Below are 19,324 nucleotides of genomic sequence, written 5' to 3' on the forward strand. Positions count from 1 at the left end.
CTCTATTCAATAAAGATTATACTACATTTGGCAAAGTTGAATTTTCAAAAAGGAATAAATTTTATATAATATATTCAATAATCCGCCAGGATTTGAAATATATACAAAAAAATTAGTAGTTCGTAATGTTCGGGTTTTATTAGTTGAATTAAAACCATAAATTACTAACTACATTATACAAGGAGGTGTGAGTAAATGAATGTAACTAAGAATGAATTTAAGGACAGACAACTTCATATTGATGGCTATCTGCAAAGGGTATCTGCGGAACAGAAGGAAAATGCAGAAGTGTCCAATCATTCGAGGATTGCTGAAAACAACGACACCATCACATGCTATCAGACGGATAAACTTATGGAACAGACATTACACCCGGACAACCTTAACAAGGCATACAAAAGGGTAAAGTCTAACAAAGGCGCAGGCGGTGTTGATGGGATGAGCGTGGATGAACTTCTAACGTTTCTCAAAGACAACAAAAAGCAACTTGTCCAGAAGTTAATGGAAGGGAAATATAAACCCAAACCAGCCCGTAGGGTAGAAATACCAAAAGAAACAAAAGGCGAATTTCGCAAGCTTGGAGTACCAACTGTCGTTGACCGCGTATTTCAACAGGCAATAACGCAGGTGCTCTCCCCAATCTATGAGGAACAGTTTAGCGGAAACAGTTATGGCTTTCGACCAAAACGAGGTGCACATGATGCACTGAAACAGTGCCAGCAGAATGTTAACGACGGATATGTATATGTGGTTGATATGGATTTGGAGAAATTCTTTGATACCGTGTGTCAGAGTAAGCTCATCGAACTGTTGTCACGTACCATCAAGGATAACAGGTTAATATCACTCATTCACAAATATCTCAACGCGGGAATAATCAGCAAAGGTATGTTCGAAAAGACAGATGTTGGTATGCCTCAGGGGGGACCATTAAGCCCACTTCTTAGCAATATCATGTTCAATGAGCTGGATAAGGAACTAAAACGCAGAGGGCACAGGTTCGTGCGCTATGCGGATGACTGCATGATATTTTGCAAAAGCAGAAAAAGTGCAGTGAGGACCTTGAATAATATCGTGCCATATATAGAGGGGAAACTCTTTCTTAAAGTAAACCGAGAGAAAACCAAAGTGTCACACATCAGCAAAGTGAAATATCTGGGATACAGTTTCTACAGATACAAAGGAAAATGTAGACTGAAAGTACACTCTAAATCAGCAGCTAAAATGAAAGCAAAGTTGAAAGAACTCACATCAAGAAATAATGGATGGGGGAATGAATACAGAGCAATGAAATTGACGCAGTTCATTAGAGGATGGGTGAACTACTTTGCGATGGCAGATATGAAGAAGCTGCTCATTACTACAGATGAATGGCTACGCCGGAGGCTGAGAGCGATATACTGGAAACAATGGAAGAAAGCCAAAACTAGATACCGGATGATAAATAAATTCGGGGTGCCTAAGTGTAAAGTACACCAACTGGCAAATTGCCGTAAAGGAATATGGCGCGCTGCGCTTATGCTAAATAGTGTACTTACAAACAAAGTAATAGCCAGCCTTGGAAACATTTCCATGACTGACTATTATCTGAAAGTATGTGAAAACTAGAGAACCGCCGTGTACCGAACGGTATGCACGGTGGTGTGGGAGGTCGGTAGATAAAATAATTATCTACCTCCTACCCGATGCCTTGTCAGGGTATATTCACACCTAAAATCCTAATCCTATATAGAAAAAACGATTTTCAAAGAGGAATTCGCAAATATCTATATATTTTTCTGCCATTTGGGAATTCATCGTGATATAATCGAATAGATAGGCAATGTATTGTAATCCTTATAAACGAGGTGTGAATTTATGGATGTCAGCTACAACAAACTCTTTAAACTTCTGATCGATAAAAGCATGAAAAAAACGGATCTTCGACTTGCTACAGGAATCAGTCCTAACACCCTCACTAAACTTTCAAATAATGAATATGTTTCCATGGAAGTGCTCGTTAAGATCTGCCGAGTGCTTGATTGTGATTTTGGGGACATTATGGAAATTGTGCCTACCCAAAAGTAGGCTATTACTTTACCTAAATTTAGTTGTCAGGAGGCGCATGAATGCCAAGAAAGGAATATAGTGCCGGAATGGTGAAACTGCCATTTTGGTTTTCAGAATTTAAAAAAATGATCAGCCTTTTGAATTCAGGTAAAACCTTACCTGAAATCAAAAGCTTGAATCTAAAAGAGAATATATTCTCTGCCCCCACAGAAGCTAGGGCCATACAGATTTTCAATACTGTGTCCACGCGTGTTAAAGCCTTAGATCAAGGCTTCTATGATTTGTTTGAGCAGTGTGACGTTTCAAACCAGAAGCTGATTGCTCTGATTGCGGTCATGGAAAGCGACTCGCTGTTTTTTGACTTCATGTATGAAGTCTACCGTGAAAAACTGATCATTGGGATTGATGAGATCTCAGATAGCGATATCAGTGTGTTCTTTAAAGACAAACAGATCCAGAATGAGCGTGTTGCCAAGTGGACGGATCATACCCTAAAAACTCTTGGGAAAAGCTATAAGACTGTATTAATGGAGTCAGGTATCTTGGATAGGTCTTTAGGGGTAAAGAAAATCTTAAAGCCCATTCTCGATCGTACACTGGAACAAAAGCTCAAAGACTGCGGCATGGAAATGACACTCCGTGCGTTGACGGGGGTGAGATGATGGCGAGTTTGGAAGAACGTTTGGATATAGCCGAACGCTTGATCAAAAGCGAAAGCTTCCGGCAAAACAAGGGCTTAGGCAACGAAGTCGGTTATTACGTCTTTGATTATCCGGCAGAAAAAGAACTCATTGTCAGAGAACGTGTTGCTTATATGAAAAACAAGAACTCCCGGGGCACGGATGGATTCGAGCTGGTGGTGTTCGACCTTTACGACATCATCATCGATATCCTGGAAAAGGAAGGTTTCCTGGAGCAGGTCTATAAGTTTGAAAAGAAAAAGGGATTCGACCGGATCATTAAATCTGTTGGAAACCTCTTGAAGATCAATGATGCGGACAGCCTTATCGTAAAACACATCCAGGAACATACACCTGAGGATGCAGTGGTGTTTCTTGTGGGAATCGGTAAGTGCTATCCGATCCTGCGGTCACATAAGGTGCTGAATAACCTGCACCAGACATTAGACCGTGTGCCAGTGGTGCTGTTTTATCCGGGGAAATACGATGGCCAGGAACTGGTCCTTTTCTCAACAATAAAAGACGATAACTACTATAGAGCTTTCAAGCTGGTAGATTAGGGGGATGAAGATGTTTATCAAAGATATGTTTGCAAAACCCATTGACCGTGATATCAAAGGGGTCATCAAAGTTGGTCAGGCGGATGATGAGAATATCAAACAAGAACTGGAAGAATATGTGGTCACCAGAGAGCTGCAAAAGCATTTCACGGATTTCTTCGCCAGTTACAAGAAAGGAATCAACGGACACACTGACAAAATGGGTGTCTGGATCTCCGGCTTCTTTGGAAGCGGTAAATCTCACTTCTTAAAGATCCTGTCCTACTTACTTGAAAACAAGGAAGTCAACGGCAAGAAAGCCATTGAATATTTCATAGATGACAAGAAGATCATCGATCCAATGGTGTTAGCTGACATGAAACTGGCGGCGAGTGTACCAACGGATGTGGTTCTTTTTAATATTGACTCCAAGAGCGAGATGGCCGGTAAACAGACCAAGGATGCCATTGTCTCCGTATTTCTGAAAGTCTTCAATGAGATGCAGGGCTTCTGTGGATCGATTCCTGCCCTGGCGGATTTGGAACGGCAGCTCACCGAGCAAGATCGCTATGACGAATTTAAAGAGAAATTTGAAGATGAGTTTGGCAAGCCCTGGATTGATTCCAGAAATAAATTTGATTTCATCCAGGATACCATTGTGGATGTTTTGGAAGATATGGGCTTCATGAGCGAGTCGGCTGCCCGCAACTGGTGCGAAAAAGCCATTGAGCCTTATCAGATCAGCATCGAGAACTTTGCCAAGTTGGTAAAAGAATACCTAGATCACAAAGGCCGTAATCATCACCTGGTCTTCCTGGTAGATGAGATTGGTCAGTATATAGGGGACGATTCCAAGTTGATGCTGAATCTCCAGACCGTCACAGAGGATCTGGGGACTGCTTGCCGCGGAAAGGTTTGGATCATCGTGACCAGCCAGCAGGATATCGACTCTATCACCAAAACAAAAGGAAATGACTTCTCCAAGATTCAGGGACGTTTTGATACACGTCTCTCCTTGTCGTCTGCCAATGTAGATGAAGTCATCAAGAAAAGAATCTTGGACAAGTCGACCACTGCTGAACAGACGCTGCGGCTGCTTTACGAGCAAAAATCCACTATCATCAAAAATCTGATCGTTTTCAATGATGGCGTGGAAAAAAAGCTGTATGCCAATGAACACGACTTTGCCTTGGTATATCCCTTTGTGCCTTATCAGTTCAATTTATTAGCCAGCGTGTTGACTTCCATCCGTACCCATGGTGCTTCCGGCAAGCACTTATCCGAAGGCGAACGTTCCATGATCGCTTTATTCAAGGAATCTGCCATGAAGCTCATGGATCGCGAGCATGGTGCCCTGATCCCCTTTAATGTCTTCTATGATGCGCTCCATCAATTTTTGGACCACAGCCACAAAGGTGTTATTTCCAGAGCGGCTGATAACAACTACATTAATCCAGACAATGAAGCAGATAATTTCAATGTCAATGTTCTGAAGACACTGTTTATGATCAAGTACGTCAAAGAGATCACCGCAAATGTCGATAACATTACCAGCTTGATGATTTCCGACATCGATACAGATCGTATTGCTTTGAAGAAGCGCGTCGAAGAAGCGTTGAAAATACTGGTTCGCCAAATGCTTGTCCAGAAGAATGGGGACAACTATGTCTTCCTGACCGACGAAGAGCAGGAAATCAATCGGGAAATCGAAAACCAGAACGTTGAAATGGCTGAGGTCATCAGCAAGGCTTCAGAAATTATTTTTGAAGATATCTTCAGTGATAAGAAATACCGGTATCCGGAACATAACGGACGCTACAATTTTGCCTTTAATCAGATCGTAGATGATCGTCCTTATAAGTCTAACCAGAACAATGACATTGGAGTTCGCATTCTGACGCCAAGCTCTGAGTATGGGGATGATGATGTAACACTTCGAATGATGTCCGGTCAGGGCAAGGAAGTTTTGGTTGTACTTCCGAATGATTCCGCATTCCTCAATGAGCTAAGAAGTGCTCTTAAGATCGAGAAGTACTTAAGACTGACAACATCCAATAAGCTGGCTAAATTCGAGCAGATCAAAGAAGCTAAACGGATTGAAATGCGAGAGAGAAACGGAAATGCCAAGTTATTCCTTCAGGAATCCATGAAGAATGCGGCGATCTACGTCAACGGCGATCGGGCTCAAATTGGCGCGAAAGAGGTCTCCTCCCGCATCAATGATGCATTGGGGCGACTGGTCTCCACCGTCTATCATAAGCTTTCATACATTGATGTTGCCATGAACGAAGCTAATATTCGAGCGCTTTTCAAAACATCCAATCAGCAGTCTTTTGCCCTGGAAGGCGGCAAGGAAGCAAATGCTCACGCGATCCATGATGTATTAAGTTTCATCGCCACTAATTCATCCATGCATACCAAGACTTCCATGAAGAGTCTTATGGACAGGTTCATGAAAGCACCTTACGGATTTGTGGAAGATGATGTGGAATGGCTTGTAGCTAAGCTATTCAAAAACGGAGACATCGCACTGACTGTCAATGGTGCGGCGGTTACTCTTCTAAACAGGTCAGAAGAAGAAATCATCCGCTACATCACCAAGAAAGAATATGTAGAAAAACTTCTGACAGAGAGACGTCAACAAGCTGGCATCGAAGAAAAGAAGGCCGTCCGTGAAGTCATGAAAGAGCTCTTCGGGGTTTCCAGCATCAATGACGATGATGATTCCATGATGCAGTCTTTCCAAAGCTACAGCAGCAGTCTTGAAACCGAGCTGGAGAAGATTGAGATCATGTTCAACAACCATAGCTTCCCAGGGAAGAAAACTGTCCTTTCTGGCAAAGGAATTTTAAGAGCAATCATCCAGATCCAGTCCCCATCTGAATTCTTCAAGAAGATTTATTCAGACCGTGACGACTTCTTGGATTTTGCTGAGGATTTCGAACCAGTCAAAGCATTCTTTGCGGGTGAGCAAAAGAAAATCTTTGAAGACGCCCTAAAGATGGTGAAAATCTACGATGACAGCAAGACATTCATTGTAGACGATAATGTTGAGGAAACAGTCCGGGAAATCAAGGCAATTCTGAAAAAGGAAATGCCCTATAGCGATATCCCCAAACTGCCCGATCTACTAAGTCAATTCAGAGATGCCTACATGGCCGTATTGACTCAAATGGAGGCTCCAATACTCAAAGCCATTGAGGATGCTAAAGATCGAGTATTTGAGGTTCTAAATTCCAAACCGTATAAAGATGAACTGAAAGACAGATATCTCAAACTGTTCAGAGAGATCCATGATAAAGCGACCACCTGCAATAATGTGGCTACGCTTCAAAATGTCAAAATCGAAGCAGATGCGCTAAAAGTGCGGCTGCTTAATGAAATGGCCAAGAAGGATGAAAAGATTGCTGAAGATACGCCGCCTTATGGTAATGATGGTGATGATCCCAAACCAGTTAAAAAACAGAGGAGTATCAGCATCAAGAATGTTAGCTTGACATCATCTTGGCAGATAGAATCTGCTCAGGATCTTGATAAATACATCAGCGAACTACGAGAACAAATCATGAAAGAGCTTGATCAGGACACTATCATCAACATTGAGTTCTAAGGGGGATACACATGAATAAGACAGCAATTAAAAATTTTGCGATATGGGCGAGAAATAAGCTCATAGCTGATATCAGCTATAAAGCAGGTCTTTTGGGGATTACAGAAAATGGAATTAAAAGTCCGCTTTCGCAGTCCACCCAGACGGTTCAGTTTTTTGATATAGGTACGAAGGAGCCGAGCTCTATTACTGGCCTAGAAATCCAGCAACGTAAGAAGTTAGTTGAGGAGATAGAGAGAAAAGCCAAACAAAGCGATTACTCTACTGCTTACAAGAATGTCATTGAGGAAGTAGCATATACTTGGTTCAACCGATTAATTGCAGTACGTTTCATGGAAGTGAATGACTATCTACCTACGCGTATTCGTGTCCTTTCCTCTGAAAGCAACGGAAAGGTGGAGCCTGATCTAGTTACCCATGCACTGGAAGCCAATCTTGATTATTCAGATTACGAGAGAGATAGAGTTGTACTGTTGAAACATGAAAATAAACTTGATGAACTATTTCGCATGCTCTTCATTAAGCAGTGTAATGCTTTAAATGCTAATCTACCTAAACTCTTTGAAAAAACAAGCGATTATACTGAACTTCTGCTAAATGTTTCTTTTACTGACAAGGAAGGTGTGGTTTACCATTTAGTTAATGATATTTCCGAAGATGATTTCAATGTCTCTAAAGAAGGTCAGGTTGAAATCATTGGATGGCTTTATCAGTTTTACAATACTGAACCTAAGGATGAAACCTTTGCTCTTCTTAAGAAAAATGTCAAGATTACCAAGGATCGTATACCTGCAGCAACGCAGCTGTTTACGCCAGATTGGATTGTCCGGTACATGGTTGAGAACAGCCTGGGACGTTTGTGGATAGAAGGCCATCCCAATAATGAACTTAAGTCAATTTGGAAATATTATTTAGATGAAGCTGAACAAGAAGACATTGTTCAAAAACAGTTAGATAAAATTAGAGAAGAATACAAGAATTTCAAACCGGAAGATATTAAGATTATTGATCCAGCAATGGGTAGTGGTCATATTTTGGTATACGCATTTGATGTTCTGATGCAAATATATGAAAGCTATGGATACAGCCAGCGTGAAGCTGCAAAGAGCATCGTGGAGCAAAATCTTTATGGCTTAGATATTGATAATCGAGCCTACCAGTTAGCCTATTTTGCAGTAATGATGAAAGCACGACAGTATAATAGAAGAATTATAAATGGAGAAACGATCTGCCATTTATATGCAATACAAGAGAGTAATGACGTAGAGAGAGACCAGTTGAAATACTTTGGTGCTGGTTTGAGTGACCTGGAGAAAAATTCAGCATTTCTTCAGGTACAGGGTTTGCTGGATACCTTTATCGATGCGAAGGAATATGGATCAATCCTTAATGTTGATGACTTTAATTGGGAGTTATTACGTAAGTTTACTAAAGTCATTGATGAAGATGGACAAATGTCTTTGGATACAATTGGAGTTGAACATACAAGAGAGCAGTTGTGTCTTTTAGTTGAAATTGGTCAAGTTATGGGTCAAAAGTACCATGTAGTTATAACAAATCCTCCATACATGAGTAGTAGTGGGATGAGTAATACTCTTTTCAAATATGTAAAAAATAACTTTGCATCAGCTAAATCCGATTTATTTGCTGTATTTATAAAAAAATGCGGAGAACTGTGTAAAATTAATGGCTTCTATTCATTAATTACGCAACATTCATGGATGTTTTTGTCTGACTATACAAAATTGCGCAGTGAAATTGGAGAGAAAATACTAATAAATATGGCTCATTTAGGAACAAGAGCATTTGATGAGATTAGTGGTGAGATTGTTCAAACCACTGCGTTTACTATGAGAAATAATTCCCAAAAGAACTATAATGGTACGTATTTGAGGTTAGTAGATGAAAATAGCGAATCACTAAAGCAGAATCTTTTTTTAAGTGGTAAAAATCGTTATTACTCAAAGTTTATAGATTATGCAATTATTCCTGGTTCACCAATTGTTTACTGGGCAAGCAGGGCAATATTAAAGAATTTCAAAGAAGGCAGACCGATGAACTCTTTAATTTCGCCAAGACAAGGACTTGCAACTACTGATAATAAAAAATTTCTTAGGCTATGGTATGAAGTTAGTCTAAAACGAATCAATTTTGATATTAAATCCATATCTGAGGCAGCTATTACTGAAATAAAATGGGTTCCATATAATAAAGGAGGAAGTCGCCGTCAGTGGTATGGAAATTATGATTATGTAGTGGACTGGTCAAATAACGGAAAAGAAATAAAAGAAAATGTGATGAATAAATATACTTATTTATCATCACCAGATTTCGTCGTTAAAAACACTGATTTTTATTTCCGTGAAGCAATAACTTGGTCTCTAATTGCCAGTAATGGATTCAGCATTAGGTATCGAAGGCCAGGGAGTATTCATGATGTCTCAGGAATGTCAGCATTCTCTGATAATCGAAATCTGCTTATGTATATTTTAGGGCTAATGAGTACTAAAATAGCAAATCATATTTTCAAAATGCTAAATCCGACAATTAATTTACAAATTGGAGATTTCAATAATTTCCCAGTGATTACCACTGAACATGCTGATATTCCACGCATTGTAAATGACTCAATCAAAATTGCAAAAGAGGATTGGGACTCTTTCGAAACTTCGTGGGATTTCAAACGACATCCACTTCTTTGCATCGAGCGGACGGTCGAAGCAGCGTTTGCTAAGTGGGAACGTGAGGCTGCTGAGCGATTTGACACCCTTAAAGCCAACGAGGAAGAACTTAACAGCATATTCATCGACATCTACGGTTTGCAGGACGAACTCACACCAGAGGTCGAGGATAAAGACGTGACCGTGCTCCGTGCCGATTTGGGACGTGAGATCCGCAGTCTAATAAGTTTCGCCGTGGGCTGTATGTTTGGGCGGTACTCGCTCGATGTAGAAGGACTTGCCTATGCTGGCGGAGATTGGGATAGTTCAAATTACAAAAGTTATATCCCAGATAAAGACAACATAATTCCTATAACAGACGAGGAATATTTCCAAGATGATATTATAGAACGAATAGTGGGTTTTATTCGAATAATTTATGGTGAAAGCAAACTTGAAGAAAATCTTAATTTTATTGCTCGCGTACTTAACGAAAAGGGTGATAGCTCAAGAGAAGTAATCCGTACTTATTTTGTGAAGAGCTTCTTTAAAGATCACTGTAAGGTTTATCAAAAGAGACCAATATATTGGCTCTTTGACAGTGGAAAGCAAAATGGTTTTAAGGCTTTAGTATACATGCATCGATTTGATGAAAACACAATAGGTAACCTCAGAATCGATTATCTTCATAGGTTACAGAGGATTTATGAAAATGAAATTAGCCGGATGCAAGATGCCATAGAGAACAGTGATGATGCACGTGAAGTGACTGCTGCGACGAAACGCAAAGAAAAATTAATTAAGCAACTTCAAGAAACCAAAGAATACGATGAGAAAATCGCTCATCTTGCTCTAGCACGTACTTCGATTGATTTGGATGATGGTGTGAAAGTTAACTATGAAAAGGTCCAAACTGATCGAGATGGCAAGAAATATGATGTATTGGCTAAAATCTGAAAAAAGGAGGGTCTGGGATGGCGGAACTGAATTTAAAACAAATAACAGATAAGCTCAATCATGAGTTTGCTGGGAATACTCGAAAGCTTGTCTTCTGGTACGATGACAAGGCTGAATTTTTAGAAGATGTGGATTCATTGGAGTTATCGAACGCCAAGATTTATCATCTCGAAAAAGACAATCAGTTTTATACCAAACACTTTTTGGAACGCGTTGATAGAACAAACAATTACCTGATCTATGCACCCTTTCCGCGTCCTCAGGTAAGGGACAACCATTTAGAAGACATCCTCCTCTATTCTAGACAATTTTTTGCCGATAGAGCGTCACTTCTGACTGTGGATCTTGGGATTGACCAGAAATATAAGCCGGTCATTCAGAAATATATCAAGTTCTTCGGTGCGAAGGATCGGACTCAAAAGTTCTATGATCTCGAACTTGAGAACTTTACCAAGGAAAGCATCGAAGTGGCTCTCATGAGCGTTCTTTGCAAGACGAGAATTGCATTCTTTGATGAGGTTGTCCGGGTAGTTCTGACCGATGGAGACCTTGAAGAGAATAAATTTCTGGAGGAATTTGAAAAGTATGGCCTCCTGGATGCTTTCTGGCGCCTTTGTGAAGAGCAGTTTGGCTATACAGATGTAAAGCCAACGTTGGCAAAGCTTATGCTGACCATGTTTGTAACCTATACACAAAGATATCTTCAGGGCGAACTTCCACCTGCATGGAAAAGCTTTATTTCCTACAAGTCCGGCAACATTATCGCATTTCTTGATAACCTGATGAACAACGTCTTATACCGAGAACGATATGATGAATTGTCTGATTATGTGGCCAGAAATCTTCAGGTGAAGACCACGCTGGAGACCTACAACCCAGAATCATTGATTCAATGCGATACCTTTGAGGTCATTGATCATGTGTTCATTAAATGGATCACCGAGCGGCTTCTGAATGAAGATCTTGGAGCTAGGCTTTCAGGAAAATCCATCTCTGAGATATGCAAGGAGCGCCGCAAGAGACATTTTGGAGATCGGTATCGGTCCGAATACCACATGCTTGAAAGCGCTTCTAATGTCATAGCGGCAGCAAGTTATCAAAGCCGAGATGACCTAAAGGACATCGTCAAGCAATACACTACTAATGACTATCAAATCGATCAGCAGTATCGGAAGTTTTACTATAACTACGATCAGCTGAACGAGAACAGCCATTTTGAAAAAATACGGGATCTGGTGGAGAATATCTACACCAATGAGTTCCTGGCTAAAAGTGTATATAACTGGAATATGGGTCTCAAGAAAGCAGATATTTCCTCTTCCATGTCTCTTCAGCGGAATTTTTACAGCAAATACATTCTATCCAGCAAGGATCGCGTGGTGGTGATCATTTCTGATGCCATGCGCTATGAAGTAGGCCAGTCATTATTTGCCAAGTTAGAAGATGACGAGAAATGCACACCAAAGCTTGAAGCAATGATGAGCGTTCTCCCTTCCTATACAAGACTTGGCATGGGTGCTCTGCTGCCACACAGAAGCCTGGAACTGACGCAAGATAATAAGGTCTTGGTGGATGGAATGCCATGTGATTCCCTCAAGCAGAGGGAATCAATACTCACTACCTATACCCCTAACAGCAAGTGCATCCAATTTGATGATCTGAAACTGATGAAGAAGATGGAACTGCGAGAAGTCTTTACAGGAATGGATGTGGTCTATGTCTATCACAACCAGATTGATGCCCGTGGGGATAAACTGAGCACAGAAAATGAGGTGTTCACTGCCTGCTACGAAGCCGTTGATGAAGTCTTTACGATGATCAAGCGCATCTCAACCAATGCCAATACCCTGCACTTTATCGTTACTTCAGATCATGGATTTATCTATAAGCGAGACAAGCTTCAGGAAACCGACAAGATTATCCATATGGCGGACAAAGACGCCTTTATTAATCGTCGCTTTATCGTTGCTGAGGATGCGCTGGAAGATGACGGGATCACATCTTACTCCATGGGCAAGATCCTTGGGAACAAGGACTCAAAGTGGGTTTCTGTGCCTGTGAGCTCTAATGTATTCAAAGTCACAGGTGGTGGCCAGAACTTTGTTCATGGCGGTTCTTCTCTTCAGGAGATGCTTGTTCCGGTCATTGATGTCAAAGTCGAAAAAGGCCACGCCGATACAAGACCCGCACAGATCGTCTTGGTCAGTATGGTCCAAAAGATCACGAACCTGATTTCTTCTCTGGACTTCATCCAGTCTGAGCCAGTCAGTGATGTGATCAAAGAGACCAGCTATAAAGTGTTCTTCATTTCCGAAGATAATGAAAAAATCTCCAATGAGTGCATATATATTGCAGACAAAAAGGATAATGATCCAAGTAAGCGGATTTTTAGACTGAAGTTCAACTTCAAAAACAAACAGTATGACAAATCAAAACAGTACTATTTGGTAGCCTATGATGAGAAAAACGATATAGAAGTCTTGCGTCATGGCGTCGTAATGGACATTGCCTTCGCGGATGACTTTGGCTTCAGTTTATAAGGGGGTGTGAACCAGTGAGCGAACTTGAAAGAGACCATGATGCAATTGAAATAGAACAGTTTGAGGATGATTTTGATATCCAGGAAGATATTGAGCCAGTTGTTGAGACTGTGGTCAGTTCCAACAACCATCTCAACGATAAGCTTAACGAAGTCTTTGCAGGCAAGATTGTCCGCAAAGATTTGACCAAGAAAATCAAGGAAGGGGCCAATGTTCCTGTCTATGTCCTAGAGTATCTTCTTGGCATGTACTGCGCCACGACTGAAGAGGATGCCATAGCAGATGGTGTCCGTAATGTAAAAAGCATCCTGGCTGAGAACTTTGTCCGGCCAGATGAAGCTCAAAAAATCATCTCAAAGTTAAGGGAACGCGGCAGTTACACTGTCATCGATAAAGTGGCAGTCAAACTCAACTATCGCCAGGATATCTATGAAGCGGAGTTTTCCAATCTGGGAATCAAGAATGTGCCGATCTCAGAGAGATATCCTTCTGACTTCGAACGGTTACTCAGCGGTGGTATTTGGTGCATAGTGCAGTTGGAGTATTTTTACGATGAAGCAGATAAGAGCAGAATCCCGTTCATTATCTCCAAGCTGACACCGATTCAGATGCCGAACCTGGACATGAGTGAAGTGTTAGGTGGCAGAGCTCAGTTCACCAAGGATGAGTGGATCGATGTCATCCTAAGATCCATCGGTATGGAACCGTCAAGATTTACCCCAAGAGTAAAGATGCTGTTACTCGCCAGAATGATTCCCCTTGTGGAAAATAACTTCAACTTCTGCGAATTGGGTCCCCGGGGCACCGGTAAATCTCATGTCTACAAAGAGATCTCACCGAACAGTATTCTGGTTTCCGGCGGACAAACCACAGTAGCAAATCTTTTCTACAACATGTCCAATAAGACAGTCGGTCTTGTCGGAATGTGGGACTGCGTCGCCTTCGATGAAGTGGCTGGGATCACCTTCAAGGATAAAGACGGTATCCAGATCATGAAAGACTATATGGCATCGGGCTCCTTCTCCAGAGGAAAAGAAGAAAAGAACGCTTCTGCTTCCATGGTATTTGTCGGCAACATCAATCAAAGTGTTGACGTGTTGCTAAAGACATCGCATTTGTTTGATCCTTTCCCGGAAGCCATGGCTTATGACAGTGCATTCTTTGACCGTATGCACTGCTATCTGCCAGGCTGGGAGATCCCGAAATATAGACCTGACTTCTTCACCAATGAATATGGCTTCATCACCGACTATCTCTCTGAGTTTTTAAGAGAGCTTAGAAAGACATCCTATGCTGATGCGCTGGACCAGTTCTATAAACTGGGTAATAACTTGAATCAGCGTGATGTGATTGCCGTTCGCAAAATGGTATCAGGCTTGATAAAGTTGATCTATCCCAATGGTAAATTCGAGAAAAAAGACGTCGAAGAGATTCTTCGGTTTGCTTTGGAAAGCCGTCGCCGCGTGAAAGAACAGCTAAAGAAGATCGGTGGTATGGAATTTTATGATGTGAACTTCTCCTACATTGACAATGAAGACTTTACTGAGGAGTTCGTTCCGGTACCAGAGCAAGGTGGCGGTAAGCTCATTCCTGAGGGTCTCCATAAACCGGGTCAGGTATATACGGTCGCCCGCGGCAAATCTGGGATGCTGGGTGTCTTTAAGCTTGAAACGGAAATGGTTACCGGTTCCGGTAAGTTTGAAAGAACTGGTATTGGATCTGACCGCGAAGCCAAAGAATCTATTGACACTGCATATCGGTATTTGAAAGCCAACAGTAAGAATGTAAGTGGTACCATCAGCACTTCCACTAAAGACTACCTGATGCACCTTCAGGACTTAAATGGTATCGGCATCACAAATCAGTTGTCCTTGACTGCCTTTATTGCATTGTGTTCAGCTGCGCTACACAAGCCAGTGATTAGCAGTCTAGCAGTCCTTGGGAACCTGAGCATCAGCGGAACAATTATTAAGGTTGAGGAACTAGCTAATGTTCTTCAAGTCTGCCTCGACAGCGGAGCCAAGAAGGTCTTGTTGCCGATTACTTCGGCGGCTGACATGGCTACCGTACCCCCGGAACTGATGGGCAAGTTCAATTTGATATTTTACCAGTCTCCTGAGGATGCTGTATTTAAAGCTTTGGGGGTGGAATAATGGAGACGATAATTTTAAAAAGCACTGAAGATATACGCGTTTGGGGAATACATACAATGGATGATAAATTGTTCCTTCAAGATCAAATTATCGCCATTGGATGGAAAGATATGGGCGATTTGAGCAAAATTGATAGCACAAGAGAGGCATTTAAGGAAAAGTACAGTACGATTTATTCTGATGCCAAAAAAGGCTCTATTGCAAATGGTGCAGGAATGCTTTACCGCTTTGCAAACGAAGTTCAAATCGGAGATTACGTTGTATTCCCTTCAAAGATTGATCGCCAAATTAATATTGGAATCATTGATAGTGACTATATATTTAATCCAGATGCAACAGAGTATGTACAGCAACGAAAAGTCAAATGGTTGAAACATCTCCCAAGGACTTCCTTCTCGCAAGGTGCCCTGTATGAGATAGGAACTGCAATGTCATTCTTCTCAGTAAAAAACTTCGCTCACGAATACTTGTCGGCACTGGATAAAGGATTTAAAAAAACGCCAGTTTCATCTGATGAAGAAGATGAAAGCGTCGCAGCAACTGCTGAAGACATCATAGAAACAACAAAAGATTTCATATTGAAAGAACTTAGTAAACATTTAAAAGGTTATGACTTTGAATTGTTTGTCGCAGATCTCCTTAATGCTATGGGATACAGAACATCTGTCTCGGCTCATGGCGGTGATAGCGGCATAGATATTACTGCCTATAAAGATGAGTTGCCGCCAAGAATATTAGTCCAAGTAAAAAGTGCTGACGGTGATATAAAAGAAGCCACCATCCAATCCTTAAAAGGAGCAATGCGTGAAGGCGATTACGGTTTGTTTGTCACGCTTTCAAATTATACAAAGAATGCCCAGAAATACCTGGATAGCACACCAATAATCCGCGGTATAAACGGACCCGATTTAGTAGATTTGATTTTGAAATACTATGATCAATTAAGTGAGAAATATAAAAAGTTGATTCCACTGAAAATGGTTTATATCCCAGTGGCAAGGGATTAAGCATGAACAGCAAATAATAAGCTGCAGAATTGTAAATAAGGGTCTAATTAACACAATTGGACTGATGAGCATATTTATTTGATATTTCTAGTGCGGCTAACGAATTGGAAAGTAGGTGTTATAAATGGATAAGTTCACAGAAATTGTTGAAGAAATAAATAAAAATTTTGAATGTGCTAATCAAAACTGGCTATTGGGTGCCGGGATAAGTTGTGGAGCGAATATCCCATTGATGATGTCTTTGACAGAACGAGTAGCAACAATGTTACCAGGTGGCGAAACAAAATTAATATATGAAGGAATAACAGAAGATTTACCCAAGGACTATCATATTGAACATGTGTTGAGCCAATTAGGTGATTATATAGCGATTGCTGAGCGATCAAAGCGTGGCATGGCTGGAATCAATAGCAAGGATTATGAGGCTTCAAAGTTACGAGAATTACATTCTGCAATTATTGGAGCCATTAGTGAAACTGTAAGGTATGGCTATTGCAAATCAAATGTGGCATGTGGGAAACCAGAGCAAATAGGCAAAATAGATGCCCCAATAATTAAAATTGATAGCCACCTGAAATTCGCTGAGACGCTTCTAGAAACACATGCAAATTTACTTTCAAGATCTGCAATATCTATTTTTACAACAAACTATGACACATTAATTGAAGATGCATTTTCATTGATTAATGTTGAGGTAAATGATGGATTTATCGGTGCTGCAATTGGATCTTGGCGGCCGGATATATCATATAAAAAGCCAACAGGCGTAAACGTAGTTAAACTACATGGATCTGTTGATTGGATATCCGATAAGCAGAACGGGCTCCTTAGGACCAGGTATGGTGTTAACTACAATTTAAGCAGTTCTGAGGTCCTGATATACCCTCAAGCCACAAAATACGTTGAAACCCAAAAAGATCCGTTTGCGGCTTTATTCAGTGAGTTCAGAAGCAAAATCAGTCATCATAAAGATAACGTATTAATTGTGTGTGGATATAGTTTCGGAGATGCCCATATCAATTCTGAAATTCTCCAGGCACTTAATCAAAAAGGAAATAAATTAACATTGATTGCTTTCGTAGAAAATATCAATGAATTTCTGTCGGGTTTATTAAGCTCTGAGTTAATAGGCAACAAGGTTTACGTTGCATCAAAAGGAGGTGTCTATCACGGTAATGATACATTAGTTCCGCCATTGCATGCGTCTGAACTTTCATGGTGGAAATTTGACGATATGACAGCTTTTATAAAGGATGGAGACGTACGATGAAATTATTTAAAGAGAGTAATGACTTAAAAATCGGCTCTATCATTGAAGTTAATGGAACAAATATCAAGGTCAAGCTTGATGATTCTCTTGGAAATTTAAGCAGAACTATAGATGGTAGAGTATACTCAATTGGCCAAATGGCAAGCATTATTAAAATTCACTTTGGACGCAAGGTGATCTTCGCTTTTGTAAAAATGTTGCGAATGAATTCAGAAGTCGAAATTTTGAATGAACAAAAAATTGCACCTTCAGACGATTCAAGAATTCTTGAAGCTGATTTGTTTGGCGAAGGATATTGGATTGAATCTAAAGGGACTCTTCAATTCAACCGAGGAGTAGAAACATATCCTCTACCCTTGCAAAATGTCTACTTGACGACAAAGGATGAACTTGAAGCAATTTATTTGGGCGCAGAATCCAATTCGGTGGGGAATCAACCAATGCTTGATATTGGTTCATATGTCGGAGCCAGTTCGGCAATTTGCCGCGCAAATATGGATAAATTATTTGGGAACCATTCCGCAATATTGGGTTCTACTGGATCAGGAAAATCAGCAACGGTAGCAGCATTACTTCATTCAATACTTGAGTATAAATGCGAAGGAGATAAGAACTTGTCTCCGCGAATAATTCTAATAGATCCCCATGGCGAATACGCCAAGGCGTTTACAAATAAGGCTGTTGTCTATAGAGCTTACTCAGAAGCTTCCACCGGTGGAGAAAATTCTGAGGTGCTAAAACTTCCATATTGGTTAATGTCTGGTGATGAATTTCGTTCTTTGATTATTGGGAAAACTGAATTCGAGGCCACATCTCAAAACAATATTGTATATGAAGCGCTTTCGTATGCGCGAATGGTAAAAGCTGAGATTATTGAATCGGTCGAAAATCCAACTGGTAATCAGGTTCCAGAACTTTGTGCCGGAAAAACTGAAGAAGACAGGAATTCGTTTGATCGTGATAAGCCTACTCCTTTTAAATTGGACGAGTTTATAAAGCACATTAACGAAATTCAAGGGAGAAAAGTGGGTTCCAAAGATCCAAGAACACCATCAGATTCTGACAGACAGAAAATTGAAGCCATATTAAAAAAAATACGTGTCCTAAGAGCTAATCCTCAGCTTAAATTTCTAATGGATGAATACAATGATGACTCGCCTGACCTCACAGATGTATTAACCCAATTTGTTGGAGCTGTCGAAAATCACGCAGGTAAAAATTTAAGAATCATTGACATTTCCGGATTGCCAAACGAGGTTTCAGGACCACTCACAGCATTAATATCAAGACTCCTATTTCAATACAAAGTATGGCAAATACCAGAAGAGCGACAAAACGACCCGATTCTTCTGGTATGTGAAGAAGCGCATAGATACGTCCCAAATCATGGCGAGGCTCAATACAAGGATGCTCAAGAATCTATTCGAAGGATAGCTAAAGAAGGAAGAAAGTACGGATTGGGGCTGATGTTGGTTTCTCAAAGACCGTCCGATGTCGAAAGTACAGTTTTGTCCCAATGCAACACCTGGATTGTATTACGATTGACCAATTCAAGCGATCAAGAGCATGTAGCTCGTTTTCTTCCTGACACCTTAGCAGGTTTGACACGCATTTTATCTTCGCTGACTAGAAGGGAGGCTGTTTTTGTTGGTGAAGCTGCGGCTCTACCCGCTAGAATAAAAATTAGAGAACTTGAAAAGGATATGCTACCTGACTCTGCAGACATCTCTTTTGTTAAAGGTTGGTCGAATGATTTACTGAGCAGAGAACAGATTTCAACAATAGCAAGTCGTTGGACAGGAAACGAGATTACTGATTAACATGTACATTTGGCAAGCAATGCAAGTGTTTATACACTT

At 40.7% G+C, this 19,324-nt stretch carries 11 protein-coding genes; all 11 read left to right on the plus strand.

Annotated features, from left to right (window positions below; all coding sequences use genetic code 11):
• Nucleotides 1-195 precede the first annotated feature (195 nt).
• A complete protein-coding gene (gene ltrA, locus AC4PGZ_RS02490; RefSeq protein ID WP_492159467.1) occupies nt 196-1,608 on the plus strand; it encodes a group II intron reverse transcriptase/maturase in 1,413 nt (470 codons plus the stop codon).
• A gap of 249 nt (nt 1,609-1,857) precedes the next feature.
• Nucleotides 1,858-2,067, plus strand: coding sequence for a helix-turn-helix domain-containing protein (locus tag AC4PGZ_RS02495; protein WP_089609001.1), 210 nt, complete (start codon nt 1,858-1,860; stop codon nt 2,065-2,067).
• Nucleotides 2,068-2,108: 41 nt separating this feature from the next.
• Nucleotides 2,109-2,711 carry a DUF1819 family protein gene (locus AC4PGZ_RS02500; protein WP_492159468.1) on the plus strand — a complete coding sequence of 201 codons (603 nt, stop codon included), beginning with the start codon at nt 2,109-2,111 and terminating at the stop codon, nt 2,709-2,711.
• The gene (locus AC4PGZ_RS02505; RefSeq protein ID WP_492159469.1) at nt 2,708-3,289 is read left to right on the plus strand and encodes a DUF1788 domain-containing protein; all 582 of its coding nucleotides are present in this window, start codon (nt 2,708-2,710) and stop codon (nt 3,287-3,289) included. Before AC4PGZ_RS02500 ends, AC4PGZ_RS02505 begins: the two co-directional genes overlap by 4 nt.
• A gap of 10 nt (nt 3,290-3,299) precedes the next feature.
• On the plus strand, nt 3,300-6,878 hold the full coding sequence (gene brxC / locus AC4PGZ_RS02510) for a BREX system P-loop protein BrxC (RefSeq protein WP_492159470.1): 3,579 nt from the start codon (nt 3,300-3,302) through the stop codon (nt 6,876-6,878).
• A gap of 11 nt (nt 6,879-6,889) precedes the next feature.
• A complete protein-coding gene (gene pglX, locus AC4PGZ_RS02515; RefSeq protein WP_492159471.1) occupies nt 6,890-10,495 on the plus strand; it encodes a BREX-1 system adenine-specific DNA-methyltransferase PglX in 3,606 nt (1,201 codons plus the stop codon).
• Between the two features lie 17 nt (nt 10,496-10,512).
• The gene (gene pglZ, locus AC4PGZ_RS02520) at nt 10,513-13,035 is read left to right on the plus strand and encodes a BREX-1 system phosphatase PglZ type A (RefSeq protein ID WP_492159472.1); all 2,523 of its coding nucleotides are present in this window, start codon (nt 10,513-10,515) and stop codon (nt 13,033-13,035) included.
• Nucleotides 13,036-13,049: 14 nt separating this feature from the next.
• Nucleotides 13,050-15,188, plus strand: a complete 2,139-nt coding sequence (brxL, locus tag AC4PGZ_RS02525) for a protease Lon-related BREX system protein BrxL (RefSeq protein ID WP_492159473.1) — start codon at nt 13,050-13,052, stop codon at nt 15,186-15,188.
• Nucleotides 15,188-16,195, plus strand: a complete 1,008-nt coding sequence (locus tag AC4PGZ_RS02530; RefSeq protein WP_492159474.1) for a restriction endonuclease — start codon at nt 15,188-15,190, stop codon at nt 16,193-16,195. Before brxL ends, AC4PGZ_RS02530 begins: the two co-directional genes overlap by 1 nt.
• A gap of 124 nt (nt 16,196-16,319) precedes the next feature.
• Nucleotides 16,320-17,465 carry an SIR2 family protein gene (locus tag AC4PGZ_RS02535; protein WP_492159475.1) on the plus strand — a complete coding sequence of 382 codons (1,146 nt, stop codon included), beginning with the start codon at nt 16,320-16,322 and terminating at the stop codon, nt 17,463-17,465.
• Nucleotides 17,462-19,285, plus strand: a complete 1,824-nt coding sequence (locus AC4PGZ_RS02540) for an ATP-binding protein (RefSeq protein ID WP_492159476.1) — start codon at nt 17,462-17,464, stop codon at nt 19,283-19,285. Before AC4PGZ_RS02535 ends, AC4PGZ_RS02540 begins: the two co-directional genes overlap by 4 nt.
• Nucleotides 19,286-19,324 lie beyond the last annotated feature (39 nt).

This window comes from Proteocatella sp. QWL-06 (assembly GCF_058684135.1).